The organism is Spiroplasma endosymbiont of Ammophila pubescens (genome assembly GCF_964020965.1).
Classification (GTDB): domain Bacteria; phylum Bacillota_I; class Bacilli_A; order Mycoplasmatales; family Mycoplasmataceae; genus Spiroplasma.
Genome location: NZ_OZ026611.1, coordinates 692722 through 719710, shown reverse-complemented (window position 1 = coordinate 719710; position 26989 = coordinate 692722). Strand labels below are relative to the sequence as shown.

Here is a 26989-nt window from a genome sequence, read left to right as displayed (position 1 = left end):
CTAATAATCACCATTAGGTTAACCGTATAATTTCTGCAACAATGGCATTAATTTTTTCATCATTTGTATACGTAAATGAGTGTTTATTACTTACCTTATCCATATACACATATAAATAAACATTAACAGTTGTAGTTGTAATTTTAATTGCATGATTGACGCCGGCTTTAATAGCGGTTAAAGCAGATTGATAACTATCAAAATAAATGTAAGGAATAAGACCCTGGTCAGCACGAATTTGACTATAAATCCGGTATACATGATAAATGCCATTTTGAATAACATTGTCATAACTCATCATTCCATTATCTCAAGCATTAATTTCGCTTTTATTAATATATTTTCCCGTGAAAATAACTGTTTTGTGCAACTTTGTAATTGCATCCGCTTCACTTTTTGCAGAAACAACTTTGTTACCTAAAACATCATATGCAAAGTATTTTTTTAGTAAAATCCCTTGGTCATATTGAAACTGTTTTTCACGAGCATCAGCTTCCGTTGTTGTTAATGCTAGCATATCTTGGGATGACAGATCTTGAACATCAAAATAAGTATACATTAACCGTGTATCAACAATTCCTGTTAAGAAAAGATAATTATCTAATTGATTCTTAGTAGCATAAAAATCATCTCGTAATCAATATGTTGTTTCTCCTTTTTCATTTATAACAGTTGGTCCTGATAAAATTTGTGGTTTAAGTTTGCTATGATAATATTTTATACTTTCGGTTAATGAATATTTATCCCCTTGTTGATCGTTAATATCATATAAAATATCAGCTTTAACTCCATAATTATTATAAAAAATACCATCTTCATCCTTTCGATCTAATTTTAAAAATTTTTCTTCATAAAAATGATTAAACCATAAATCATAAACTTGGCGAACATATTGTGTTGGAATCTCATTTTTTGTTTTAATTCCTAATGGTAATTTTTCTCAATGATATAATTCATTTTTTGTTTTACTTTCTTTATCATTATCATATAACGTAATTACTGATTCATACTTATTGATTGTTGCTAACCGATCTCAATAAAAATCAGCATAACTTCAACCACTCCCTGATTTAACTGGTAAATAAGTTATTTCATAAGTTCGACTACCACTTGTAAAAGTTTTTGTATAGTAGTATTTTCCAACTGACTTAATCCAATCATCGTCTTGTTGGTATCGTTCTCATTTGCTTACATCAGAAAAATCTTTTTCATTAAACTTTCATTCTGAATCAATAATTGCAATTGTTTCAACCGCTTTCAATGTTCTCTGTGTTCCATTTTCAACTACTTTAATTAAATTACCATTTCCAGGTGATAAAAAAATTGTTTGCTCGATCTTAGTTATTAAGAAATTTGTATAATTTAACTGTTGATTCATATTACTTGCATTTGTTTAAATTGGACGAAAATTATTAGCAACAACATTTCGTAAACTATCTCTTGTGCCATAAATTGGCACATGTCCTGTAAATTCACTTGGGTCTAAATTATATCCTTCTGTTAAAATATTTTTTAACGCATTTTGATCCTGCAAATTAAAAGCATTATAATAATAGCGACCATTAATATAATAATATAGTGATTTACGTAATCCACCTTGATAAATTAAACCTATTTTTGCTTCTTCTGGTGAATCATATCATTCAATAGCATCATAACTATATTTATTTTTAATATTTTTTGTATAAGTTTCTAATGCCGCCGTTTTTGTTAAACTAACATTTCCGTATGAATCACGATAAATTAATTGATAATTATCAAAATTAATATCATAAATTTTATCCGGATTTAATGTTCGATATTGGTAATCATTAATAATTTTCCCTGGATCAGATGATGTTTGAATTGTTTCAATTTGGTTATTCTGAATAATATAATTATCTAATTCTTGTTGAGAATAAAATTCTTGACCATCATAATTTCACGCTGTTTTTGTTTCAACTGCTGTTGATGAATTTTTAATCATTCGAAATAAACCTGCTTCTGGTGACGATATTACTTCATCAGATGCTATTGTGCTCATTGCTGTACCAACTGGTGCTGTTGTTAATGTTACACTTGCTAATATTCCTTTAAAGAAATTAATTGCCATTTTAAATTACCTCCCCTTGGTCATTTACCATTATCGTATTATCTTTTACCCATTTATAAAAATCACTCTTATTATTAAATTGTAAAGTTCCAAAAAAGACATAATAATTAATTACTTTATTTGTTTTTAGCACAATATCTGAGTTACGATAAACATAATTCTTGGCATCTTCCACCGTTAAGAAATAACGTTCTTGCCTATTAAAAATTACGCTGTAAACCTTATTGTGAGCACCAATTTGATGCTTTAATTTATCAAAACGAATTGTTGTAATTAAGTCACTTTGCAAAATTGTTTTTCTTATTACAACATTATTTTCAAGATAATGATTTTGTTCTTTAAGTAACCTTGCTTCATCATCATAATATTTAGTAATCCCTTCTAAATCTGTAAACTTATATTTAATAATAAATTGATTATTTGTAATCTTTGTTTTTAAACTATCCCGAGCATCAATTGGATTATTAAAAAAACTATTAATTCCATCAAAATACATTTTATTAACATTGTTTGCAAAATATTTTATAAAAATATCGTTTACAAATGTCCTTAACTTTTTCATAGCATCAACCGGATTATCTTTATCTGCAACAATTTCGCGCATTTCTTGATTACTCATAACTGTAATATAATATGAGCGTGTTGCTACGAACTTTGTTGGATTAGCTAAAATATATTCTTTTAAATATTGTCGTGCTTTATCCTTTCCAATAATAAGACTCCCTAACATAGTAAATAATTGTTTGTTCTCGTCTTCAACATCATCACTAATAATACTTCCATTTGAAAATAATTTTATCGGAGTTAAATTAACAACTCGACTTGGGTCTGTTTTTGAAAGTTGAATATTTAAAATTGGAATTTCAAATTCAGTTGTTTGATAATATAATTTTTGACCATTTCCCAAATCATTTTCATAAATATTAAATTTAAATGGGGAAACAAGATTTCCAATGTCTCATATTGCTTTTGCAATTTGTAAACCAGCAGCAAGTTTTCCTGCAAATTTAGCTAGTTTTGAAACGGGTTTAAAACTAGTTTTTATATCAATTTTAGAACCATCATTATTAATTGCTAAATTTCCTCGTAATATCTCAGCAGCTTTTTTAAAAGCTTCATGTGCTGATAATTTTTTCACATCAATTTCATAATATTCTTGTCCATTTTGTAAAAAAGTTTCATAAGATAATAAAACTAATTTAATTTCACCTTCTGTTACTGTCTGCCCTAACCGATGAATTCTTTTAATTTTCCCATATGCATCAAAAATGGTGTCACCGAAAATAGAAATTACTTTTTTAGATTTAAAAAAGTTATTTATCATATTTGTGGTTGGATATGAAAATATTCCATTCATAGTTCAACATCTCTTGTCACTGTCATTTGTGGATTATTCAAATAAGCAAATGTTAAATTCACTCTTGCGCGAATTCCTTTACCATAATAATAAGTACTAGGTACATTCCCTAAATACTCATAACTATTTGCAACACCTGTTATTTTATTTTCAGAATAAAATTATTTTATTGGAATTTCATCTATAGAAAAAATTCGTGCATAATACTTTGAAATATCTTGTAAAATCGTTGCATTATTTTTTTCCAAATACTTTGTTTTTGGAAAATCATTATTTCATGTCGCTGAAGGGCTAATTTAAAATCAGTTAGAAAATCCTTCATATTTTTGACCTCAAATTTCATTGCTTAAATTAATAAAATAATCAACATACTTCGAAAATCATTTTTGTTCTGCATACTGACTAGTTTCTGTAAACTTTAACACTAAATTATTCTGCTGAAAATCAATCTTATTTTTATTACTTTTAATTAAAACATTAAAGGTTATATCATAAGTTTGTCCTAACCGATAACCAGGATAAGTCTCAAGATTTAATGCTGTAAACTGATATTCAAATGGAACATAAAAAAATAACTTCTAAATTTCTCCCCAAAAGTTTGATCAAGTAAAAACTTATGAATACTCGATACTGCGCCACTTGTCATTTTGTCTGTTTCTTCTTTAGTTTGTTCTAATTCATCTTTAAAAAAGAATTCACCTTGATATTCAAATATTTTATTTTCTGCAAAAAATGTTCTTAAATTCTCATTTGTAATTGGTACTTTCTGATGATTTTGCCCATTAGTCACCATTTCACAACTAACAACTGACCCCACACCACTTGTTATCAACATTAATAAAGGCAAAAATCCTAAAATTTTCTTCATAAAAACTAATTCCTCCATATGTTAATAATTTGTTATAGTTTTTTTGTTTTTGCGTACGCAAAAAATGCTAAGTTAGCATTAGTAATTAATAATTAATAATTAATAATTTTATAATTTAATTTTTATTATTACTTGTTCAACATTTAACCCCACGTTATTTGTTGAATTAAAGAACTCTAACAATACTAAAAATCCTTATAAAAACCAGTTGTTTTTATTATTAATTAATTTTTAAATATTATTAAAATAAATTTTATACAATTTGATAATTAATACCAAATGATATAATTTATTATATCTAATTTGAGCATAACATAAATTAATATCAAAAAGCAACTTTTATTTTTAGGATTATTTAATTATCCTTTCAGTTGAATCCAATGTTATTCATAGTTCAAATGATATAACTTAATATATCCTAATGCTTACCTTATCAGGAAAACTTAATAAATTTTTTTACAAAAAAAAAAAAAAAAATATACAAGCATAATTTTTATTGCAACAGAATCCTTAATCAACCTTTTTATATTTCATTCATATTTCATAACTAGCACTAGCACTAATACGATTGTCAATTTTACTAGTAAAAGTTAATGTTATGTCGGCACGAACACCATTATTATTATATAATCTGGCTGGTGTTTGTCCTAAATATTCATATCTTATAACATTAACATGAAATTGTTTATCTTTATAAAATCATAACCCTCCTGTTGTATTTGCATCATTTCATAAATTTGCATAATATTCCGAAAGGAATCTTAATACATATGAATTATTATTTTTCATAAAAAGTACCTTTGAATGTTTACTAGTTCATTGAGCATCAGGATGGTATGGCAATGACCCATTTTTTTCATAACCAAGATATTTACTTTGTCATAAATAAGTACTACAATTTTTTAAATAATCTAAATAAACTTTTAATCATTTCTCATTATTATATTGCTTAGTTTCTTTAAATCTCAATACTAAATTATCTTGTTGAAAATAAAATCGATTTTGAAAATCAATAATTAATTGAAAATTAAAATCATAAAATTGATTTAATTTATAACTAGGATAATGCTTTAATTTTGTAATTTTAAAATAATATTCACTTGGTTTATAACTAAAATGGTTACGAATTTTGTTGCCTAAAGTTTGATCAAGCAAACTTTTAAACATATGTTCAATTCGACCTTTTGTCATACGTAAAGTTTCTTTATCTGTTTGAGTATCAGCATCTTTAAAAAAGTATTCACCTATATATTCTAAGACATTGTTTTTTTCAAAAAAAGTTGTTAAATTTGCAGGAGTAAGAGGCACTTTACGAACTATTATATCATTAATATTTTTACAAGCACAAACTACTAAAAATGAAATAACCGGAAAAACTACGGCATTTAACAACATTAAAAATTTTTTCATAGTAATGTTTTTTCCCTTTCTAAAATATGTTGCCTTGTTTTAATTATTTTATAATTTTTTACGATCCAGTAAGTTCTTTGTTTATTTATGAGATTTATATTTAATATTATTTTATCTTTTTTTATATTCTTAATTATTATTTATACTATATTATTAAGATATATCTTAAAAATATATCTATTTTAAAGATAACATAAAAAAATTAAAAACAAATAATTTTTAATAAAAAAGTTTTTCACTTTTTAACTAAAGTAAAAATTTATTATTAGCCATAATTTTACTTAAATTTTACTTTTATATTATTAAAAACTAATGAATTTAATAAAACTAATAATTGACTAACTCCCATTACAATTGCACCAATTAAAGGCGGGATAATACCAAGAATCGCTAATGAAATTGAAATTAAATTATAACTAAAAACTCAAAAAAAGTTTCATCAAATTAAACTTCGTGTTAATTTTGTTAGCACAAATACCTTATATATATTAAAAATACTTGGTTTAATAATTGTAATATCACTATTTTGAATTGCAACTTCACTACCTTTCCCCATTGCAATTGCAAAATCAGCTTGTTTTAAAGCAACTAAATCATTAATTCCATTGCCAACATAAGCAATAACATTTCCTGCTGCTTGAATTTCTGCAACAATTGTTGCCTTTGTTAGTGGTGAAACATTAGCATAATAACTTGTAATTCCAATTTCATTAGCAATTGCCTTTGTTGTTTGTTCATTATCTCCACTAATCATATGCGTTGCAATATGTTTTTTAGTAAACTTTGTAATTGCTAATTGCGCATCAAACCGAATTGTATCCGTTAAGATAATCACATTCATAATTGTTTTATTAATTACAATGGTAATTAAAATTGAATTAATCACTGTTATTTTTTGAACTGCTAATTCCATTTGATTTTGAAAACCTTTGGCTACTACTGTTTGATAAGATAATAATTGATACATTTGATGCTGGTAAACCCCGCTCACACCAAGCCCTGGTTGTTCTTGAAATTGTTCAAATGAAATTTCATCTTGACAATTAACAAAATAATGCTGAATACTTTTTGCAATTGGATGTGCTGATAATTTTTCTAAATTATAAATATATTTAATATTTTCTTTAGCTCCTAATAAATCATGAACAGTTAACTGACCATTAGTAATTGTTCCTGTTTTGTCAAAAGCAATAGCATCAATTTTAGTAATTTTTTCAAATGCATCGGTATTATTAAAAATAACTCTTTCTTTTAAAGCTTTACCAAAACCAACCGCAACTGCTAAGGGGGTTGCTAAACCTAATGCACAAGGACAGCTAATAACAATAACAGTAATGACAATATCAATTGCTTTTGCAATATCATAAGAATGAAAAATAAAATATTGACATAAAAATGTAATAATCGCAATAATTAAAATAAATGGTGTAAATCATTTTGCAATTTGATCAGCAATTCGTTGAATTCGTGGTTTTTGACTTTGAATTTCATCAACTTTTTCTAAAATATTTGCTAAAACAGTATCAGCACCAACTTTTTTTGCTTGACAATAAAATGGTTCACCCATATTGACAGTTTCACCAATTACCTCATCACCAATTTGTTTTTCAATAATATTACTTTCGCCAGTTAACATTACTTCATTTAAATATGCAATCCCTTTTGTAACAACTCCATCAACTGGAATTTTTTCCCCTTTTTTGATTAATAAAAAATCATTAATTTGAATATCTTTAGTATTAATAACATCAATGGTTTGGTTCTTCCCTACACGGTTAGCGTGCTCAACTTGCAACGAAATAACGCTTTCAATTCCCATTGTTACTTTTCGTTGCACTCTTGTATTAATTAGATTACCTAATAACATAATAGTAATAATTGTTCCAGCAGTTTCAAATAATAACATATAATGACTACGTGATGCAATTAAATAAATACTATAACTATATGAAATTAATGTTTCCAAACCAATTAACGTATTCATTCCTAATAAATGCCAGCGAAATATTTCATTAAACATATTAATATAATAACGACGGCCACAATAAAATAAAATAACACTAGCAAAGGTTAATTGTAATCATTCATTATGGAGCAGTCCTAACCCTGGTATCATTCCCAATAATAAAGGAATATCTAAAATTATTGCAATAATTAATTCATACAGATCTCGAATTTACCGTTTTGTTAACTTTGCTTTTTGTTGCTTTTTCATTAAATAATAACCATCTTATAACTGTTTTGTTTCAATTTAATCAAAATCATAACCGGCTTTTTTAATCTGGTGAAAAATTGTTTTTTTATCTAAAGTTGTTTAATCATAAGTAATTTTAACAGTTCTTATTACAATCCCAATTTGAAATTTAATTTGTGGAATTTTTGTTAACTTTTTTTCAATTGCCATCGCACAACTACTACATGTTAATTCTGATATATGAATTTTTACGACTGTCATTTCTCTCATCCCCATTTCTTTAATTTTATTCTAGCACTAACAAAAAATAAACTAAGTAGTTCTTTCAAAAGTTCTACTTGCCTTTTTTTGTAAACCGTTCATATAACTCATTAATTCGTTTTTCATACACACTATGTAATTTTGGTTGATAATAAACTATACCGCGCATTTCCTTTGGCAGGTATTGTTGCGCAACATAATCATTTGGAAAATCATGCGGATATTGGTATCCCTGGCCATTTCCTAGTTTTTTTGCTGAAGCATAACTTGTATCCCGTAAATGATGCGGAATTGGATAAAGATTACCTTTTAAAACATCTTCATACGCTTGATCTGTTGCTAAATAAGCACTATTTGATTTTTCACTTAAACACATTTCAACAATTGCTAATCCTAATGGAATTCGTCCCTCTGGTAATCCAATTTGACGAAAACTATCAATTGCTGTTTTGACATGGACCGCAATTGCTGGATTAGCCAAGCCAATATCTTCATAAGCAATAATTAACATTCGACGCAATAATGCTTCGTGATCACCACTTGCTAATAACCGTGTAAAATAGTGTAAAGCTGCGTTAACATCACTACCCCGAATTGACTTTTGCAAGGCTGATTTTAAATCATGATGTTCATCACCTTCTGCAAAATTAATTAAATTAGCCGTTGGAGCAATATTATTAATAATTGTTGTGGTAATTTCTTCTGTGGGATATAAATTTAAACATAATTCTAATATATTAATTGCAATTCGTAAATCACCACTTGCTAATTGACAAATTAATAGTAACGCATCATTAGTAATTGCTAACGGTAATTTTTTCTTTGTAATTATTTTCTGTAGGCCAGTTAGCATTTCATCAACAGTAATTCGTTCTAATTTAATAATATTAGCTCGTGATCGTAAAGCTGGATTAATCACAAAATAAGGATTTTCTGTTGTACAAGCAAACATAATTAAGTGTCCATTTTCTAAATACTGCAATAAAATATCTTGCCGATCTTTATTCATTTGGTGTACTTCTTCCACAATAATAATAAATCGTTCAAAATTTGCTGCTTGCTTAATAATTTTTTCTAAATCTTGTTTTTTATCAATTTCAGCATTAAAAATTGCATACTCAAGTTGTAAATCACTGGCTAATGCTCGAGCAATACTGCTCTTTCCAACGCCCGGATCACCATAAAAAATTAATGAACTTGCATAATTATATTTCAACATTCGTGAAATAACACCATTGTAATCATTAATAAGGTGGCTTTGCCCAATGATATCAGTTATTGTGGTTGGTCGTAAGACAAATGCTAATGGTTCAAACATTTTTTCGCTCCTAAGTATTTTTTTACATCATAACATAAAAAAACTGATAATTATCAGTTTTATAATAAACCAATGCTAACCTTGGCAATATTATTATTGGTTTTGATTTTAATTCATAGTTGCTCTATGCTGATCATATTTGCTATTTTTATATGCTCGTTAATTCTTATAGCAACTTGTAACATTCTTAATAATCTAATTCTTTTGTTTTCTGATGTTCTTGGCGAATAATATCATAAATATCTGATTCAAATTTTTTTGTTCCATTAATAACTGCTAATAATGGTTGTTCACCAATTTTGGCTGGTAATTGTAATGTGTCTTCAAAGTAGTGATCAATTCCTTTGATTAAACCACCACAACAAATGGTAATTCCATTGCGGAAAATATCTCCTGCTAATTCTGGCGGTGTTTCTTCTAAGACTTGAACTGCTAAATCAATAATTCGTGATACTGGAACTTTTAAAAATTCCCGGATTTCTTCTGGCGTCAACTCAATTTCTCGTGGTAATGCTGAAACAACATCGCGTCCATACACTTTCATTTTTCGTTCATCACCATATTTTGCTAATGAACCAATTTCAATCTTAATCATTTCTGCTGTTTTAATTCCAATTTCTAAACCATATTGAGAACGAACATATTTTAGAATTTCATCATTTAAATAATTTCCAATAACTTTAACTGATTTTGATAATACAATATCCTCTGAAGCAAGAACCGCAATATCTGTTGTTCTTCCTCTCATATCAATCACTAAATTACCAAAAGGTTTATAAATATCAACCCCACCACCTAACGCAGCCATTTTAACTTCTTCTTCAACAAAAACTTTTGTTGCGCCTAGATTCATCGCAATTTTTCTCAAAGCATTTTTTTCTAATTCGGTAATAACTGATGGACAAGCTAATAACATAATTGAATTAGCTAATTGCTTGGTAACTCTTAAACGATTAAAAATATACTTTAATTGTGCTTCTGTTGCACGAATATCTGTAATAACTCCATTAACCATTGGTCGAACAATTCTAATTGTTTTATTTCCTTTTCCAATCACTTTATATGCTTCATTTCCGACAGCAATAATCCGATTTTATTTAATTTTATATGCCACAATGGATGGTTCATTATAAACAATTCCACTCCCTGAAATATAAACCAGAGTGTAAGCTGTTCCTAAATTCATTGATACAAAAGTTGGCTTCTTATTATTAAATATGGCCATATCAAATCCTCCTTAGTTAATATTATAATCTTTTTTCTTAGTAAAAACAATAAGTATTATTTATAAACTAGTTAACGTTGGAATAAAGTAAGTATTTTTTTAATAACCATAAATTTAATGCTTTTATCCCAAAAATAGTAACAAGACTTTGCCTGGATTAGTAGCTTTTTTTGGACATTTTTTAAATAGACTTTTGTTTTCCTAACAGGTGATTAATTTATTTTTTGGATATTCATATAATTCTTTTTGTTATTAACTCTAATTATTTATTGGCAATAGAATGTTTCTTATTTCCATTTTTAAGTTATAATCTATAATCGCATTCTAATTTTTTCATCTTTTAAATTTTTTGTTATCTTGTTTTTTCATATAAAAAGAACATCTCTTTAATAAAGTTTTAACATAATTTTTATTTTTTATGTCTACTTTATTTTAGATGCTCAAAAGTTGATTTTTGTTTTTTATGTAAATACTTTTTAATTAATAAACGAGATAGAATAATATCTATGGTATTTGTTACGCTGTCTTAAATGTAAATGCTAGATTATAACTTGAACCATTAAAATTAATTTTCACTGCTAATGAAATATTTTTGTTTTCCTCAAAATATTCTTTTTTAATATTTCCTTCTTCATCTAAATATTTTGCTTTATCTTCATCGGAAGTAATTAATTTTTCTTTAATACCAGTTAAGAATAAAGTTTCTAAACTTGTATTTTTAATTTTATCAATATCATATTGTTTTACTTCAACATGTTCATTGTTTAATAAAACTAAGCCAATTTTTTCAACAATTTTTTTCATAACTTCTTTACGTTTTTCATCCGTTTATTTCGCCCCTAATTTTTATAATAAAAGGAGAATAATATGATCATTTAAAAATGTTTCATTAACAAATTATCATCCATCTTCTGTTTTATCAATGTCTTTAACATCTTTCATATTTTTTAAAACATTTGCAATTTCTTGGTCAATGTTATTTGTCTCTGTGTCTTTGTGACAAGCAGTCAGATTTCCACTAATTACTCCTGACAAAGCAAAAATACTAAATAAGGATAATATTTTTTTCATCTCTTCTTTTCCTTTCGTTTATTCTTTTAATAAAGTATTTTTCCATAGTTAGTAGAATACTATCATAATTATTAAGAAAATTATTTTTAAGATAATCATTTACTGAAATAAAATAACTATCTACATCTTCGTTGCTAAATCATATTTTTATCATAAAAAAATAATTAATATTGTTAAATATTAATTATTTAAATTTTGCTGTTTAAAACCCATTTTAGTATTTTACTTATTTAAATTAAGTTTCATTTTCATTTTCTTTATTTAATTTTTCTAAAATTTCTTCACAGGTTTTAATTAAATTTTTAACTTTATTAATTTCATCTTCCGATATGGGTCAGATGAAGTTGTCATTAATTCAAATTGTTTTTTTAAAATATTATTTTCATTTGTAATAATAGCAATTGCATTTTCTCTAATTTTTTATCACTAAAATCACCATCATTTTCTAAAAATAAAATTTGGTAATCACAATCATAGACAATTGCTTGATATTCATACATTTCAACCATATTTGCATCTATTATTTCTTGCAATTCAGAACACATTTTTGAACTACCACATATTTCCTGAATTGATTCTGATGAATTTAGTTCATCAATTTCTTTTTTTGCTTTTTCAAATAATTTTTGATTTTTTTCTTTTAATTGCAAATAATAATTGATATCTTTTACTTCTTCTGGTGGCTCAATTGGTTTTAAATTATGTGGATTTGAACCATAATCAAAACTTTTACATCCAAAAGTATAAATTGTTAGTTGCATTGGTATACTGCATAACAAAATTCACAATCGTTTTTTCATAAGTTTTATCCTCGTGCTAAGTTTGAATTAGCGTTCTTTTCTTTTGGCAGTTTTATAACCTCGTTGAACATGCTCATAAGAATGTTTTTTAACTTGTTTGATTCCTTTTGTAGCAATCTTCATAGATTTTCTACCAAGATAATTTGCTCCAGCAAGGGCTTCTGTTTTCATAAAGTTTTTAGTTTGCTTAAGATTTTTCTTAACTTTTCCAAAACTTCCTGTTGATGTTGGATTAACATCATATGAATCTCCTCATGTCGCTTTTGTTGAGTCTCATCCATTTTTAACTGCTCAAATTGAACGACCAAGAGCATTACCTCCAACCCGCAATCCTTTTCCAAGCATTCCTAAAGCTCCTGTTCTTGTTTCTAAAAAACTTAGTGGTGTTATCCCTTGGCTTTGGTTTTGACTACCGCCACCACCACTAAACGTATCCATCCCGGCAGTCCTGGCATTCCCGATGAATCTTTTTTATGTTTCTTTTTCGCAAAACCAAGTGCTTTTTTAGCAACCTTCCCGGCTCCCATTGCAAACATACCAGCTGCTATTGTACTACAAATTGAATTAAGACCATCTGACATTCCAATTGCTTCACCAATAAAAGCTGAAAGTAAATTTGTAATGCCTCAGACACTTAGTGCTCCTCCTAAAATACAAATAATTTGTAAAAACATTCTTGCATAACCAGGAAAATCAGAAGGACCAAAATTAGGATCTGAAATAACATTAATATATATCATAAAAATATAATAAGCCACCAACGCTGTTGATGTCGCTAACATTTTTAATAACACCATATCTTTTCATGTTAGTGCTCTTTTTCCTTCATCTTGCACCATCTTTACCATTACAACTGGAGCAACTATAAAAAGAAATAATAATTCAAAAATCTTTTGTGTTAATAACATTCCCAATATTGCAATGGCGAACAGAACAAACCAAACGGAAAAAATTTCAATAATTAAACTTCAATCCATAATATTACTTGGTGGCCCATAATCGCCTGGTTTCCCCGCAACACCATCACTATTTCCAATTCAATATAATACATCAGCTAAATTTTGGTCGCTAGTTCCAAAAATTATACTTAACATTCCCATAAACCAAGTAATAATTCCATTTAAAAAGAAAAAACCAATTTGAATAAAAAGAACAAAGATTCCAGCTAAACCAGTATATTTAAAGCACGCCATTAGTCTTGGCTGCATTTCTTTTGCATCTTTAAATTGTAATGTTAAATATTGGGTAATAAAAATTATTACTAAGAAAGCTACTGAAACAATGGCAAATTGCCAAAATGCAGTTGTAATATTTGATCAAGAAAAGCCTTCTTGTGAGTTAAATAATAAACTAAAAATTATTCCTGATGATAAAAATTCAAGAACTTGTGTAAAAACTGAAACCAACCCTAACGGGCCGGTAATAAAGATTCCTCATACTGCTTTATATATCCCAGTTAAAATTCAGTCAATGATACCTAAAAAAGGTAAATTAAATATTAATTCCATAAATCCCTACTTAGTAGGAGGCTCATAACTTCCTGAACTATTAATTAATTCTGGTAATATTATGTTAATAAATATTGGTGCAAAAATACATAATGCTAATCCAAAAACACATCAACAGACAGCATATATTTGAATATTTCGTTGTTCAGGATCATCAGCAAATTTTTTAATTTTTAAACCATGTTTAATAATATATAAAATACAAATTGCTCCAGCAATAATTGAAACTGGTGATAATATTGCATTTAATAATACAACTACTAAATCGGCAGTTTTTGAAAAATCAGGTGCATCAGCTAGTAAACTTAATAAACTCATAATAATTCTCCTTTTGTAGCAATTTGTATTCTTAAAATTAATTTTAATATTTTACTTTTTAATTTAATAAAAAATTGTTTTGGACCCTTTTTATTAAATTTGCAAGATGATTTATCAATATTAACATTATGATAAACCATCTTTGCTTCTTTTTTTAATTGTGAACTAAATGGTTGTGCCTTGTTAATCAAAAATATCCCCTGCATATTTTTCCCTTTCCTTTTGTAATATTTTAATAAGAATTATTAAAATATAGATTGTCATTTACCAAATAACTTTTTCTCGTAAAATAAATGGTCATTTACAAAAATAAACTTATTACTTTTAACAAATAAATTAAAAGATTATTATTCGTCATCACCAAAGTAATTTTGAATTCCTTTTTTAATAAGATGCTTAATTACATAAGCTAATGAATGTTCATCATCAATAAATTTTTGTAATTCCTCATATAATTCAATCGGAACTTTTAATTGTACTTTATAAGATTTACGTTTTAGTCTTTCCATTTTTCTTCCCTCATTTTAGTTTTCTAATAATTTTATTCCAAAGGCTTGTTGCTCAAAATCAGATAATTCCACATGTAAAAAATGGCGATTATAATCTGTCACCATAAATAACATATCCCCTCGTTGTTCACCGGCACAAAAATTAATTTCTGATTCCGATAAACCTCCACTTGCACTATATAATTCACTTACATCATGTAAGTCTTTTTGTTTTAATTTTAAAATCCCAACATATTGCGCATTATTAAGAATGGCAGATGCTTCTCGTTCTAATTCGGCAGTCATTCTAAAATCGGTTAGATTTTGTGTTACTAAAATTACCACGCCATTAAAACCACGGATCATTTTTACTGTTTCAAATAAAAACTTTAGAGCTTGTGGATTGTCTTTATCAATAACAATATGTGCTTCATCGACAGCTAAAATTATTTCATTGTCTGTATTAAATCGATTATTATTAATTTCTGTTCTAATATAATTAAGCATTAAAAACATTTGTGCTTTTAAAACTTTTTGTTTTGAATATAGTGTTTGAATATCTAAAATATTTAATAAATTATCATCTAAGGTAATAGTTGAATGTTTATCCCATAATGCAGCATATTTCCCATAACCAGTAAAATCATATTGAATAATTTTTGTAATTTTGTTGAGCATTTCTGCTTCGCCAAGATCTGGTTCTAGTTTTGTTAAAAAATTAAGTAAATCATCAAAAATTGGTCAATCATTATTTTCCATTTTATTAAATTTTTTTTCATTATTAATACCTAATTTTAAATATAAATCTAAAATTCGTTGTGTTAAAAAACCAACTTAGTCCATTTTTAAACTTGGATGGGTAAAATGAAAAAATGTTTCTAAAATTTGCAAATGGTCACCAATGATTGTATTAATATTTTGATATTGGTCAATTTTTGCATTAATTTGTAATGGATTAAAATTTTCTTTATTCCCAGAACCAACATCAATTCAATTCCCATCATGATAATCACAAAGTTTTCCAAACTCGCGCTTTGGATCAATAATAATTACTTTTCTATCATTAATGATATGATAATTCAAAAATTTGCTAACAGTTGTCGTTTTACCACCTCCTGTTGTCCTAATAAATAGCGCATTTGAATTTTGAAAATAACCACCACGTTTGAATTGGTCAGTAAAAATTACATCACCAGTGGTGTTATAACCAACAAATAATCCTTTTTCATCTTCTAAAGCGTTATTTAAAAATGGAAATGAATTTCCTAATGTTGCACATGACATTTCATAAGAATTATGATATGCCGTTGGATCAGTTAGTTTTGGTAATAAGGCACTATACCCACTTATTTGTCGAAAAAATAAATAATCCATTTTCATATTAAGACTTTTTAATAAAATATGTAGTCTTTCTTCTGATTGTTTTAACATATGTCGATTAAAACCATAATTTAAAAAAATAACATTTACCCGTTTAATTTGTTCTTCACCTGATGCAATTAATTGTACTAAATTTTCAAACGATTCATATTCACGTTCTTTTTCTGAACGATTAACCGTCTTTTTAACAGAAAAATAATTAGTACGGGCATTAATCATTGCTCGATGTAATTGTTCTTTAACTGCATCAAGATTTGTATTCGAAATATTAAAAATAACGGTACTATCTGTTGTGCATAATTTTGCAGCTCAACCATCTTGTGGATAGATTGGATAATTTTGGATTCCTTTAATAGAAAATTGCGCATCATTTATACGAAAACCACTTTTAGTAAGGGTAATATTATCTAATGCTAATAATTCATTAACATTATCTTGATACTCATCAATTTTTTCATTTGAAAACTTTTCATCAAATGGATTAAAAATCAGTTTAATTGTATTAACTAATTCATATTTATCCAAATCAATAGTTCGCAAATTAGTTTCCGTTAACTTCATTTTAATAATATGAATATCTCGTTCTAATTTGCTTATTGAAGTATCATATACAAATAAGACAAATACTTTACTAGTAAAAGAATAACCTAAAATATCAGCTTGATCTTCATAAAGTTTTCGATAACCTTCTAATTGTTCAAAACGACTTTTGTATCCTTTTGCGGTTAAAATTTCATCTCTACGAAGATTAATTAATTTATCAACTGTTTTATCTAAATTAACAATATTTTTTTCTAAATCATAAGGTTTTTCAATTTTTACTAAACTTAATTGACAATCTGTTAAACGAAACATATTTGCCAATTGGTTAAATTTTAATAATTGTTCATTTGTATCTAATGTTGTAATATTAAGTCCTTTAATATCAATTGCACCAACATATCATTTTTTACCACCTTCTAAAACAGTAGTTTCAATGGTCGCATGTAAAAAAGAAGGGTTTTAACAAATACATAGAAATTGAATAAGAATAATAATTAAACCATTTACTAAAATGGTTTTTTTTATTTGTAAAACCAAAATTATTAATTGATTCAGAGAAAGGACAGCATTTTAAAATCTTAAAATAAAAACTTTTATTACAACTTTTTGATACTCTCTTTAAGTTGTTTACACATTTATTAAATATCTTAGAAATATTTACAAAGTGTACCTGTTTTTTCTCCAATTTTAAGGTGTTGTCCTTTCTCTGTTTCAGTTAATTAATTTGCTAATAAAAAAACTTAATAAAAGAAAGGAGTAAGTAATGAAAAATAAGCAACAACAAATTTGTGATATTGATAACTGCTATAAAACAATATCATTTATTACTGAAGAGTTTTCATCAAATAAGGTTTTATGAACTTGTGAAAAACATAAAGATTTATTAAATCGGACAAAAAATAAAAAACAAAAACGATTTTATAAACGCTTAGAAAATTCAAAAATTATCTTTGATTGAAAAACTGGGTTCTTAAAACTTAAATTTTAACAATAACTTAATTTAATGCAGCGTGGGACGGTTATTTTTAATAACTAAGTGTTTTTATTCCACATGGCGGTCTAGCCCAGCGGTAATGTAAGTCTGGAAATAATAGACGCTTTGTTTTAAAAGCGATAGTCGTGATAAGTGCAAGGTCAACATCGAACGACAATAAAAATAGAGATGGACACTTTATAAATAAATTTGCGATAGATATTACTTCTTAGAAGTGGCAGCGGTTTTACAAACCACAAAGCCAGCACTAGGCTCTTCAAAGTGCAAGTGAATTTATTTTAAAAACTGAACGTTTTGACCTGAAATGGTGCGGATGAAGAGGTGTATATACACAGCGTAACAAATTTACAAACAACTACAAAATGTAGAACATTGTAGTACTTTGTAGTTAATTGTAAATGTTAACACCGCCACCACTCACCCAGTGAAGCGGATGGCGTAGTAAATAAATAGATAAATAATTATATAACTAATTCTCGCTTGGCACTTTCACTTGGGAGTGAGTGCCAGCGAGTTAAAAATAATGAATATATAATATGTGATTAAAAAATTACTAGTTCTAATGAGAAAACAGATATTGAACGCTATATTTGACAATTAAAACTTTATTATTTATTAGAAAAAGACTTTTGTATAGATTTGTATAGATAATAAAAAAATATTAATGATAATTATAAATCCAAAATTAAAAATAGTAATTAAAGAAAAAGTTGATATTACTAAACAAAATTTAGAACAAATTAAAGAAGCAATTTTAATATGACAAGAAAGAGAGGAATGAGAAAATGCCACAAGAAACTAAAAAAACATTAATAGCAAGTATTGGTGAAATACAACACGATTTATCATTATATTTAGAAAAAAACCAAACAATGCAAATGAATGGTAGAACAATTTATAACTATTTTGGTGAAGCACAAGTATTAGAATTAGTTAAAAAAGAATTTAAAAAACATCATATTACATATATTTGAAGTTATGTAAAAGATACTTTAAAAATAACTAATGATATACTATATTTTGAAATGGAATTAACTTTATGTAAAGAAACAGAAGAAATTAAAACTTATTGACCTTTTACGGGTAAAAATACTAACCCCGCTAAAAGTATTGGGTCAGCATTAACTTATGGAGTTAAATATGTTTTAAGTAAATTATTAGGTTTGCCAACCGAAGAATTAGACCCCGATAATAGTGAAATAAGTAAAATTAATTCTAAGCAAGAAAAAGAACAAACAGAAATTATTAACAATTCAAATCCAAATTGAATGAGTGAACAGCATTTCAATAATATTAAAAATTTTATTACAAATACAAGAATAGAACAAGATATTATTTCAAAAGGTAAAAATTGATTAAAAGAAGAATTAAATGTTGAAAAATTATCACCAGTTCTGATTAGAAAACAAAGCGAAGATTTTTATTATCAATTTAAAGAAAGATTTTTAAGATAATGATAAAAATAGGTATTGACCCATCCGGAACTGGTACTACGGCTATTGCTTTTTTTGAAGATAATAAATTAATTAAGGGCAGATGAACCGCATTCTATTTATAAGCGTGATATGTATAATGATTTTCCAAAAGAAACATTAGATTCTTCTGATATAGTGATAAGAAAAATAAAGAGTGCAACAACTATTAATGAATTAAATTTATTTGAAAAACATCCAATATGAAGAATTATTTCAAATAATAGAAATGATATTAAAGAATTATTCAATAAAAAATGATTAGAGTTAAATAAAAAATAACCTTAATTGGTTATTTTTTTATTTGTTTTTAAGATAATTAAATTCTTTTCACCATATTTATTGATTAAATATTCTCATTCTCAGGTTGAATTGATATTTACATCTTCATGGTCTGTACCAGTTATATATTCACCAAGGGGAGTTTTACATGGAATATTACCTTTTTCTGTACGATAACATAAAATATATTTATTCATTTAATTCTTTATCTAAATCTAATAAATAATATTTTTGAACATAAGGTTGATAACAACCATTGTTAATAAATGTATCAATTAATTCTAATGTTTTATCTCTTTGCTCCATATTTTCAAAAGATAATTTATATTTATAATCTGAAAATATTAGTTCATTAGTAAATTTAATACCACTTTTAATTTGTGTTTGATTACTTAAATTAATTCTTTTTCCTTTATATTTAATTAACATTATTATCATCTCCTTTATTGTGACTTATATAAAAATTAATAAGATATTCTATTTTTTGTGAGTTGGTATATAATTCAGGTAATTCATTTCAAACTTTTTTTTGTTTTTCATTTAAGTAAACATTTATATTACGAATTAATTTTCTTTTCATAAATAATCTCCTTTAAATAAATAATGTAGTTTGAATATTACTTAATCTTTGTTTTGATAATTTATAATATTTTTCATTAATTTCTATACCAATTCAACGCTGATTTAATTGTTCACAAGCTACTGCAGTCGTACCACTTCCTAAAAAACAATCTAATACAGTATCACCAGGCTGAGAATGCTTAAATAATTGCTCTTTAATCATTTCAATAGGTTTAACTGTCGGATGATTAATATTTTCATCTTGACCAATGGGGTAATAATATACAGTTTTACAATTTTCATAAGTTTTAGTATATTTAGCTCCTGTTTCAAAAATTCATAAGCAATATTCAATATCCTCGTAATAAGGATTATTCCTTGGAATAGGATTAGTTTTAATTCACTTTAATAAATATCATCTTCACTTATTTTTACGAATAATAGGTAAATATTGATCAATTTGCTTAATATTTAATCAAATTAAGCAATTCATAAATTTTGTTATTCTTTTAAATTCGTTTAAATATTTTTCATATTCAATATGTTTAGTTGATTTAATACTAACTAAATCAAGTGCATTTTTAACAATATATTTTCCTACAGATTTTACATTATTATCTTTTAATTTATTTTGTTTTTTCCTTATACTTTCATAAAAATATGGTGGATCAGTTAAAATTAAATCAATACTTTTATTAGGAATAGTTTTTAATATTTCTAAACTGTCACCATGTATTAATTCACCTAAATTAGTTTTCATAGTTAATCACCATAATTAGCAATAATAATGGCATCTCGTAAATGATTACTTATTTTTTCATTATTATATTTTCAACCTTTACCATATTGATAAGTTAAATTATTATCTTTTTCATATTCTAATAAACAACTATCATTATATTTACTTAAATTTTCCATATTTTTAACAGCTGATTTAGTAAAAATAGGTGCTATTCACTTAGTTTTTTTATTAAAATTTTCATCTAATAAATAATTATAAGTATTAAATTTTATTTCTCCTATTAATTTTAATAAACTATCTCTATCTTTTGTTGAAGGTAATTGAATTGGTAAACAATCTTCAATATATATTTTGCATTCTTGTTGTTCTTTTATATATTCCAAGATTTTTAATACATGTATTGTTCATTCTTTACTTATTATTTCTGTTTTATCTACTAATTCGTTATTTATATAACAAACAATAGCAGTAGTACCAGTTCCTGATGGGTCAATACCTATTTTTATCATGCGTATACATCCTCATCATTGTTAACTGCTGGTACTACATTAGAGATATCTTCTTCTTTAACTACATTATCGTTTGTGTACGTTATTTCATCATTACATGGGGTATTTATATTATTTTATAATGGTTCATGGCTCATATGCCCCTGATTTTTAGCGATATTACTATCATTATCAATATAAATCTTTTCATCATTAGTTGTAATAACTGCTTGATCTGATTTATATGCTTGTTGTAATTCAACTGACATAATACCTCATCTTCGTAACAAACTAGTTAATACTTTTTTTAATGCCATTTCATCAAAAGTAGCAATATAAAATGATTTATTTTTAGCATAAGTTTTAGAATATTTCATAAAATGATTTTCCATTTGTTCTTTGGTCATATATAGTGTTTTTTCAAAACCATTAACCATTTTAAAATATGCTACATAACCTATAATTGATAATTTTTCTCGTTCATCTTCATTTTGTATTCAATTAAAACTAGTTCCTTTTAAACAATCATAATTTATTAATTCACCATTTTTAACATCAGATACTGACATATCTAAATATTGACCGCTTCTTTGGGCTAATTGAATATAACCTTTATAACCCATTTGAAATTGTGGTTAATTAACTCATTCTTGTATTTCGCGACCATTAATAATTCTTATTATTTTAGTGTTATATGGAACAACATAAGCATAACCAAATTGTCTTTCCATTGGTAAATTTAATAACACCCCTTGATAACAAGCAGTCATAATTGTTTTTGGATCTGCTTTTTGTAATAATTCATTACTATTTGATATTGCAACTATATTACTTTTAAATCTTGCAATTTCATTTTCATTTGAAAATTTACTTTTAATTCAATTAGTAGCTGTATCAGTTCTTAAAAATTCTACTATATTTGCCATTTTATTTAACTCCTTTATTTATTTTGAATTTAATACCCTTAATTCCAATTAATTTAGTATCTGTATTTGTATCTCATTGTGCTTTAATTATGTTTTTAACTAACTTTTCATCAACAATTAAATATTTAATTAATTGTTTTAATTCATATTGATTAGCATTTTCTAAAAAATTATTATCAATTCCTAAAATATCAATATCTTTGATTAATAATTTTTCTTTAATAAAATTAATACCAACTTTTTTTAATTGTTTTAGTTCTAATGATTTATCAATTTCAGCTACTTTTTCCATAACTCTAACTTGTTCATCTTGTATTTGATCTATATCTAACCCCATATCAACAGTTAAATTATTTGCTTTCTCAATTAATTCTTGTTTTTTTAATTCTTGTTTTTTTAATTCTTGTTCTTTTAAAAACTCTTGTTGTTTTTGTTTGCGAGCTTGTATTAAATTATTATTAATTTCAACTCTGTATCTTTCAATATAATTTCTATAATTAGTAATTATTTTACCAATTCTATTATGCTCATCTAATAATTTTTGAACAGGTCCTAATCATTCTTTAAAAACAAAATTATTTTTAGTAATAGCACTTGGAATATCTTTTAAATGAACATCTTGATAACCATTTAATGCATAATGATTAATATGTCTAAAAATATACTCAGTTAATTCTTGTTTATTTTCTTCTTTAATTTTTTGAACATTATACGCTAGAAGACTTTCATTTTTAAAATCCTCTCCGTTTAAAGGAAATTAAAATGTAATATTATTTACTGTATTTTTTACAATATCACTCATTTTTTATCCTCCTTACTAGGCAATTTGTCATATTTTGAACTGTCAACTAATATTCAATCGATAGAACCTGTTGAATATGGATTTTTGTAAAAATCTTCTTTATATAATTGTTGTTGATTATATTCTCTATTTTTAGTTGAATAAGTAATTTCTCTATTTGCTGTTAATAGCAAATCAATTTTTCTATTTTTTTCAGCAAGTTCATTTTCATATTTATTTATTAAATATTCTAATGTTCTTAATGCTAAAGCACTATTACATAATTTAATTTCTTGTTTTATTTTTACAATTAATTCTTTAACTGTTTCTGTCATTTTTATTCTCCATTTCAATAAAATTATTTTTTTTGTTTACTAAAATAAACTTGTTTTAAGTTTTCAAATTCTTCATCTGTTAAGCGTTTTCTTTCAAATTAAAGATAATATCTATCTCAAATATCTAAACTATAATCTTGTGCCGCTTCTGGGTAGTTATCAAATAATTCATTCAATAATTCTTTTAAATTCATCATTATTATTCACATCCTTGTCATTTAATATTTTCATTTTCTAAATCAATAATAGTTGTTTTACTATACTTTAAATTTTTAGAATATGCTTTTGCTTCTTCAGTTGTGTAAAAATATGTGGTATTTATTCCAAAACTATTTTTTGCTACTAATAAATATCTTTTTTCCATAATTATTTATCCTAATTCTTTTTATTTACAATTAAATTTTCTAATTGATAAGTTTTTAATCAATGTTCTTCACATAATATAATTTCTTTTTTATAACCTAAATTTCACTCTAATTTATCACCAATTTTTCAATATAATTATTTCCAAAATAAGCATTTTGATTATTGCAATTAATTCTTTGACATTTCATAGGTTAGTTTCTCCTAATTCTTTTTACCTAATGCTCACTGTTCATCAGTCATATCTTCAAATGATACGGGATAAGCACGTAGCATTAATTCTTGTAATTTGTTTTCTTAATTATTACATTCTTTATGAAAACAATAACCTCAATATCTTTGTTTAAAACAAGTTTTATTTAACTTTTTCATAAAAACCTCCTATTTTTAACTCGCTGGCACTCACTCCCAAGTGAAAGTGCCAAGCGAGAATTAGTTATATAATTATTTATCTATTTATTTACTACGCCATCCGCTTCACTGGGTGAGTGGTGGCGGTGTTAACATTTACAATTAACTACAAAGTACTACAATGTTCTACATTTTGTAGTTGTTTGTAAATTTGTTACGCTGTGTATATACACCTCTTCATCCGCACCATTTCAGGTCAAAACGTTCAGTTTTTAAAATAAATTCACTTGCACTTTGAAGAGCCTAGTGCTGGCTTTGTGGTTTGTAAAACCGCTGCCACTTCTAAGAATTAATATCTATCGCAAATTTATTTATAAAGTGTCCATCTCTATTTTTATTGTCGTTCGATGTTGACCTTGCACTTATCACGACTATCGCTTTTAAAACAAAGCGTCTATTATTTCCAGACTTACATTACCGCTGGGCTAGACCGCCATGTGGAATAAAAACACTTAGTTATTAAAAATAACCGTCCCACGCTGCATTAAATTAAGTTATTGTTAAAATTTAAGTTTTAAGAACCCAGTTTTTCAATCAAAGATAATTTTTGAATTTTCTAAGCGTTTATAAAATCGTTTTTGTTTTTTATTTTTTGTCCGATTTAATAAATCTTTATGTTTTTCAAAAGTTCATAAAACCTTATTTGATGAAAACTCTTCAGTAATAAATGATATTGTTTTATAGCAGTTATCAATATCACATATTTTTTGTTGTTTAATTATCATTACCTCACTTTCAAATTATTTTTTAGAGTTAATTTTTAAATAAAAAAATCAACCCAATAAGGGTCGATTTTTTTTGTCCTATTTCATCGTTTATTCTACAATTATTAGCTAGTAAATTTGGAATAGTTCCAAAAGTTATAGTTACACTAATTAATAAGTGTAATATTTTTTTCACTTTTTTTCTTCCTTTCTTTTATTAGTAAATAGTTAATTCTAAAACATTGTATCACTTTATTATTTTATTAATAGATTTGTTGCACTTTCATTTATAATTTACATAAATAAATCTTAAAATCGGAAATTATAATATAATTATAAATAATATCAATTACAATGTTATTTATAATTATATTAACTATTAAGTCTTATTATTCTAATAAAATAAAAAAATATTTGAAAGAAAGGACTTTAAGTTATGAAAAAATTGTTAATTTTATTAGGAACTATAGTAATTGTTGGTAATGGTATGTCAACAGCCATCGCCACTAATAGTAAAAATTTAAAAATAATGCAAAACATAAATAAAACAGAATTAAATGAACTTAATGTTATTAATGAACCAATAAGTTTTGTTGAAAAAATTTATAATAATGATGATTCAACTTGAACTTTATCAGTTGTTTTATCAAAAGAAAAATTATTGGATATAATTGGAATATATGTTCAAAGCACAGAATATATCTTTATAACAAAAACTAAAGAAATATTAGCAGAAATAAAAGAGCATAGTGTAAATTTATCTGCTGCAGATTTTGATAATAATGCCATTGATGCTTATGCTCATACATTTTTCAAAAATTTTGTTGAAATTTGTAATTTATTTGCAAATTTAGGGAAAAAACAGCAAATTAGAACTATTTTATTTATTGAAAATGGAGAATGAATAAAAAATTCTAACTTATTTGAAATTATCGGAGAAAAAACTCAATGAGAAAAAAATCGTCCACCAATAGATTCATATTCTGATAGACGAGATAATAATATTATTGATTATGCAGAAAAACTATTTATGAATGAAAAATATAAAAATATATTCATTAGATATTAAAATACGGATACTATTTTATTTTTAAAAATAATATATGAAAAAAAATTATAAAAATAATTGATTAAGAAATTGAAACAGATATTAGTAAATTTGAAGAATGATTTATAAAAGAAATAAAAACAGATTTCAATAATTCTAATTATTTTTTAAATGAAATTATGCCTTCAGATGAGGACTTAAAAATAATTGCAAAGTATTTATTTGAAAATAAAAATAATTATAATATTTTTTTACAAGCAGAAAAAAACGAAATTTTAATTGCTTTAAATAACAAAAATGAAGTAAGTTTCATTAATTATCCATACGAAGAAAAAAATAGCTTTGTTGAAAAAATTTATAATTATAATAAATCAATTTGAAATTTATCTATTGTGTTATCAAAAGAAAAATTATTAGATATAGTTAACATATTATTTTCTCAAGATTTTAATAAAAATAATATGTTAATAAAAATTAAACAAATAATAACAGAAATAAAAAAAAAGATAGTATTAATTTATCTGCTGCAGATTTTGATGAAAGTGCAATTGATGCTTATGCTAATATAATTTTTAAAAATTTTAATCAATATTAATATGTTTTTAAATGTAGATAATAATCAACAATTTATGATTAGACTATATATTAGTAATGGTGAATATATTAAAGATGAAAAAACAACAATAATTATTGGTACAAATAATGATTTAAATACAAATAAAATAAAGAGTACGCAATTAATGCCAAGTATAGTAAATAAAAATATAGGAAAATATTGTAGAATAAACGGTAATGTAGTTGAAAAGTCAACATTTTCTAAAATGAAAATTAAAATTAATAAATTAACTTGAACTATAATAAATATTATTTATTTTTTAACAAAAGATAAAAGTATTTTTATTAAAAAAATACCAGGATATGATGATTATAAATATGCCCTTAATAATGAAGAACTTGAATCATTTGCTGCATTAAAATTTGAAACCACTTTATTGATTACTTTACTTTATTTCAAAAATTAAGAATAGATGAGTCAATTCGTATTACTT

35 protein-coding genes and 2 pseudogenes are annotated in these 26989 nt (G+C 25.4%); 7 read left to right on the top strand and 30 right to left on the bottom strand.

Annotation, left to right across the window (positions count from 1 at the left end; genetic code table 4):
* Nucleotides 1-13 precede the first annotated feature (13 nt).
* The 20 genes and pseudogenes from ABNT63_RS04505 to ABNT63_RS04410 form a co-directional block, all read right to left on the bottom strand.
* Nucleotides 14-1378 (bottom strand): hypothetical protein, encoded by a 1365-nt coding sequence (locus ABNT63_RS04505; RefSeq protein WP_348736816.1) that lies wholly within the window; start codon nt 1376-1378, stop codon nt 14-16.
* Nucleotides 1379-1393: 15 nt separating this feature from the next.
* On the bottom strand, nt 1394-2092 hold the full coding sequence (locus ABNT63_RS04500; RefSeq protein ID WP_348736814.1) for a hypothetical protein: 699 nt from the start codon (nt 2090-2092) through the stop codon (nt 1394-1396).
* Nucleotide 2093: 1 nt separating this feature from the next.
* Nucleotides 2094-3449, bottom strand: coding sequence for a hypothetical protein (locus ABNT63_RS04495; RefSeq protein ID WP_348736812.1), 1356 nt, complete (start codon nt 3447-3449; stop codon nt 2094-2096).
* A 296-nt stretch (nt 3450-3745) separates the two neighbouring features.
* Nucleotides 3746-3874 (bottom strand): hypothetical protein, encoded by a 129-nt coding sequence (locus ABNT63_RS04490; RefSeq protein WP_348736810.1) that lies wholly within the window; start codon nt 3872-3874, stop codon nt 3746-3748.
* 107 nt (nt 3875-3981) lie between these two features.
* On the bottom strand, nt 3982-4317 hold the full coding sequence (locus ABNT63_RS04485) for a hypothetical protein (RefSeq protein ID WP_348736808.1): 336 nt from the start codon (nt 4315-4317) through the stop codon (nt 3982-3984).
* 510 nt (nt 4318-4827) lie between these two features.
* Nucleotides 4828-5727, bottom strand: coding sequence for a translocator protein (locus tag ABNT63_RS04480; RefSeq protein WP_348736806.1), 900 nt, complete (start codon nt 5725-5727; stop codon nt 4828-4830).
* Nucleotides 5728-6004: 277 nt separating this feature from the next.
* On the bottom strand, nt 6005-7843 hold the full coding sequence (locus tag ABNT63_RS04475; RefSeq protein WP_348736805.1) for a heavy metal translocating P-type ATPase: 1839 nt from the start codon (nt 7841-7843) through the stop codon (nt 6005-6007).
* Nucleotides 7844-8041: 198 nt separating this feature from the next.
* Nucleotides 8042-8182 carry a cation transporter gene (locus tag ABNT63_RS04470; RefSeq protein ID WP_348736803.1) on the bottom strand — a complete coding sequence of 47 codons (141 nt, stop codon included), beginning with the start codon at nt 8180-8182 and terminating at the stop codon, nt 8042-8044.
* 73 nt (nt 8183-8255) lie between these two features.
* Entirely contained in the window at nt 8256-9500 is a 1245-nt protein-coding gene (locus ABNT63_RS04465; protein ID WP_348736801.1) for a replication-associated recombination protein A, read from the bottom strand.
* 187 nt (nt 9501-9687) lie between these two features.
* Nucleotides 9688-10725, bottom strand: a pseudogene (locus ABNT63_RS04460) (rod shape-determining protein).
* 516 nt (nt 10726-11241) lie between these two features.
* The gene (locus ABNT63_RS04455; RefSeq protein ID WP_348736799.1) at nt 11242-11529 is read right to left on the bottom strand and encodes a hypothetical protein; all 288 of its coding nucleotides are present in this window, start codon (nt 11527-11529) and stop codon (nt 11242-11244) included.
* Nucleotides 11530-11622: 93 nt separating this feature from the next.
* The gene (locus tag ABNT63_RS04450; RefSeq protein WP_348736797.1) at nt 11623-11796 is read right to left on the bottom strand and encodes a hypothetical protein; all 174 of its coding nucleotides are present in this window, start codon (nt 11794-11796) and stop codon (nt 11623-11625) included.
* A gap of 368 nt (nt 11797-12164) precedes the next feature.
* The gene (locus ABNT63_RS04445) at nt 12165-12596 is read right to left on the bottom strand and encodes a hypothetical protein (protein WP_348736795.1); all 432 of its coding nucleotides are present in this window, start codon (nt 12594-12596) and stop codon (nt 12165-12167) included.
* 27 nt (nt 12597-12623) lie between these two features.
* Complete coding sequence (locus ABNT63_RS04440; RefSeq protein ID WP_348736793.1) at nt 12624-13034, bottom strand: hypothetical protein; 411 nt, start codon at nt 13032-13034, stop codon at nt 12624-12626.
* Nucleotides 12983-14104 carry an Mbov_0396 family ICE element transmembrane protein gene (locus ABNT63_RS04435; protein ID WP_348736791.1) on the bottom strand — a complete coding sequence of 374 codons (1122 nt, stop codon included), beginning with the start codon at nt 14102-14104 and terminating at the stop codon, nt 12983-12985. The genes ABNT63_RS04440 and ABNT63_RS04435 overlap by 52 nt, the downstream gene beginning before the upstream one ends.
* A 6-nt stretch (nt 14105-14110) precedes the next feature.
* Nucleotides 14111-14422 (bottom strand): Mbov_0395 family pilin-like conjugal transfer protein, encoded by a 312-nt coding sequence (locus ABNT63_RS04430; RefSeq protein WP_348736789.1) that lies wholly within the window; start codon nt 14420-14422, stop codon nt 14111-14113.
* Nucleotides 14410-14613: a hypothetical protein gene (locus tag ABNT63_RS04425; protein WP_348736787.1), complete on the bottom strand. Its 204-nt coding sequence runs from the start codon at nt 14611-14613 to the stop codon at nt 14410-14412. Before ABNT63_RS04425 ends, ABNT63_RS04430 begins: the two co-directional genes overlap by 13 nt.
* A 156-nt stretch (nt 14614-14769) precedes the next feature.
* Nucleotides 14770-14931 carry a hypothetical protein gene (locus ABNT63_RS04420; protein ID WP_004028635.1) on the bottom strand — a complete coding sequence of 54 codons (162 nt, stop codon included), beginning with the start codon at nt 14929-14931 and terminating at the stop codon, nt 14770-14772.
* A gap of 15 nt (nt 14932-14946) precedes the next feature.
* Nucleotides 14947-15669, bottom strand: coding sequence for a hypothetical protein (locus ABNT63_RS04415; protein WP_348736785.1), 723 nt, complete (start codon nt 15667-15669; stop codon nt 14947-14949).
* 75 nt (nt 15670-15744) lie between these two features.
* A complete protein-coding gene (locus ABNT63_RS04410) occupies nt 15745-17154 on the bottom strand; it encodes a hypothetical protein (protein WP_348736783.1) in 1410 nt (469 codons plus the stop codon).
* 442 nt (nt 17155-17596) lie between these two features.
* Here ABNT63_RS04410 and ABNT63_RS04405 point away from each other — a divergent pair, with 442 nt between their 5' ends.
* The 4 genes from ABNT63_RS04405 to ABNT63_RS04390 all read left to right on the top strand — a co-directional run bounded on the left by ABNT63_RS04405 (nt 17597) and on the right by ABNT63_RS04390 (nt 19581).
* Nucleotides 17597-17821 (top strand): hypothetical protein, encoded by a 225-nt coding sequence (locus ABNT63_RS04405; RefSeq protein ID WP_348736782.1) that lies wholly within the window; start codon nt 17597-17599, stop codon nt 17819-17821.
* Nucleotides 17822-18491: 670 nt separating this feature from the next.
* Nucleotides 18492-18629, top strand: coding sequence for a hypothetical protein (locus ABNT63_RS04400; RefSeq protein ID WP_338989728.1), 138 nt, complete (start codon nt 18492-18494; stop codon nt 18627-18629).
* Nucleotides 18613-19281: an ERF family protein gene (locus ABNT63_RS04395; protein ID WP_348736780.1), complete on the top strand. Its 669-nt coding sequence runs from the start codon at nt 18613-18615 to the stop codon at nt 19279-19281. Before ABNT63_RS04400 ends, ABNT63_RS04395 begins: the two co-directional genes overlap by 17 nt.
* A 111-nt stretch (nt 19282-19392) precedes the next feature.
* Entirely contained in the window at nt 19393-19581 is a 189-nt protein-coding gene (locus ABNT63_RS04390; RefSeq protein WP_348736778.1) for a hypothetical protein, read from the top strand.
* 2 nt (nt 19582-19583) lie between these two features.
* Here the strand turns inward: ABNT63_RS04390 and ABNT63_RS04385 are convergent, their stop codons facing one another.
* From ABNT63_RS04385 to ABNT63_RS04340, 10 genes and pseudogenes are all read right to left on the bottom strand, one after another.
* Nucleotides 19584-19778: a hypothetical protein gene (locus tag ABNT63_RS04385; protein ID WP_348736776.1), complete on the bottom strand. Its 195-nt coding sequence runs from the start codon at nt 19776-19778 to the stop codon at nt 19584-19586.
* The gene (locus ABNT63_RS04380; protein ID WP_348736774.1) at nt 19771-20010 is read right to left on the bottom strand and encodes a hypothetical protein; all 240 of its coding nucleotides are present in this window, start codon (nt 20008-20010) and stop codon (nt 19771-19773) included. Before ABNT63_RS04380 ends, ABNT63_RS04385 begins: the two co-directional genes overlap by 8 nt.
* Nucleotides 20000-20161: a hypothetical protein gene (locus ABNT63_RS04375; RefSeq protein WP_348736772.1), complete on the bottom strand. Its 162-nt coding sequence runs from the start codon at nt 20159-20161 to the stop codon at nt 20000-20002. Before ABNT63_RS04375 ends, ABNT63_RS04380 begins: the two co-directional genes overlap by 11 nt.
* Before the next feature lie 12 nt (nt 20162-20173).
* On the bottom strand, nt 20174-20902 hold the full coding sequence (locus ABNT63_RS04370) for a DNA-methyltransferase (RefSeq protein ID WP_348736770.1): 729 nt from the start codon (nt 20900-20902) through the stop codon (nt 20174-20176).
* 2 nt (nt 20903-20904) lie between these two features.
* Nucleotides 20905-21393, bottom strand: a complete 489-nt coding sequence (locus ABNT63_RS04365) for a hypothetical protein (RefSeq protein ID WP_348736768.1) — start codon at nt 21391-21393, stop codon at nt 20905-20907.
* Nucleotides 21394-21509: 116 nt separating this feature from the next.
* Nucleotides 21510-22298 (bottom strand): annotated as a pseudogene (locus ABNT63_RS04360) (recombinase RecT).
* A gap of 1 nt (nt 22299) precedes the next feature.
* Nucleotides 22300-22635 (bottom strand): hypothetical protein, encoded by a 336-nt coding sequence (locus ABNT63_RS04355; RefSeq protein ID WP_348736767.1) that lies wholly within the window; start codon nt 22633-22635, stop codon nt 22300-22302.
* Nucleotides 22636-23084: 449 nt separating this feature from the next.
* Nucleotides 23085-23414, bottom strand: a complete 330-nt coding sequence (locus ABNT63_RS04350) for a hypothetical protein (RefSeq protein ID WP_348736765.1) — start codon at nt 23412-23414, stop codon at nt 23085-23087.
* A gap of 199 nt (nt 23415-23613) precedes the next feature.
* Nucleotides 23614-23778, bottom strand: a complete 165-nt coding sequence (locus ABNT63_RS04345) for a hypothetical protein (protein ID WP_348736763.1) — start codon at nt 23776-23778, stop codon at nt 23614-23616.
* Nucleotides 23779-24688: 910 nt separating this feature from the next.
* Nucleotides 24689-24913 (bottom strand): hypothetical protein, encoded by a 225-nt coding sequence (locus ABNT63_RS04340; protein ID WP_348736762.1) that lies wholly within the window; start codon nt 24911-24913, stop codon nt 24689-24691.
* 415 nt (nt 24914-25328) lie between these two features.
* Between ABNT63_RS04340 and ABNT63_RS04335 the strand changes: the two genes are divergently transcribed.
* The 3 genes from ABNT63_RS04335 (at nt 25329) to ABNT63_RS04325 (ending at nt 26962) form a co-directional block, all read left to right on the top strand.
* Nucleotides 25329-25961: a hypothetical protein gene (locus ABNT63_RS04335; protein WP_348736760.1), complete on the top strand. Its 633-nt coding sequence runs from the start codon at nt 25329-25331 to the stop codon at nt 25959-25961.
* Between the two features lie 158 nt (nt 25962-26119).
* Complete coding sequence (locus ABNT63_RS04330; protein ID WP_348736758.1) at nt 26120-26509, top strand: hypothetical protein; 390 nt, start codon at nt 26120-26122, stop codon at nt 26507-26509.
* Nucleotides 26510-26569: 60 nt separating this feature from the next.
* Nucleotides 26570-26962 (top strand): hypothetical protein, encoded by a 393-nt coding sequence (locus tag ABNT63_RS04325; protein WP_348736756.1) that lies wholly within the window; start codon nt 26570-26572, stop codon nt 26960-26962.
* Nucleotides 26963-26989: the final 27 nt, after the last annotated feature.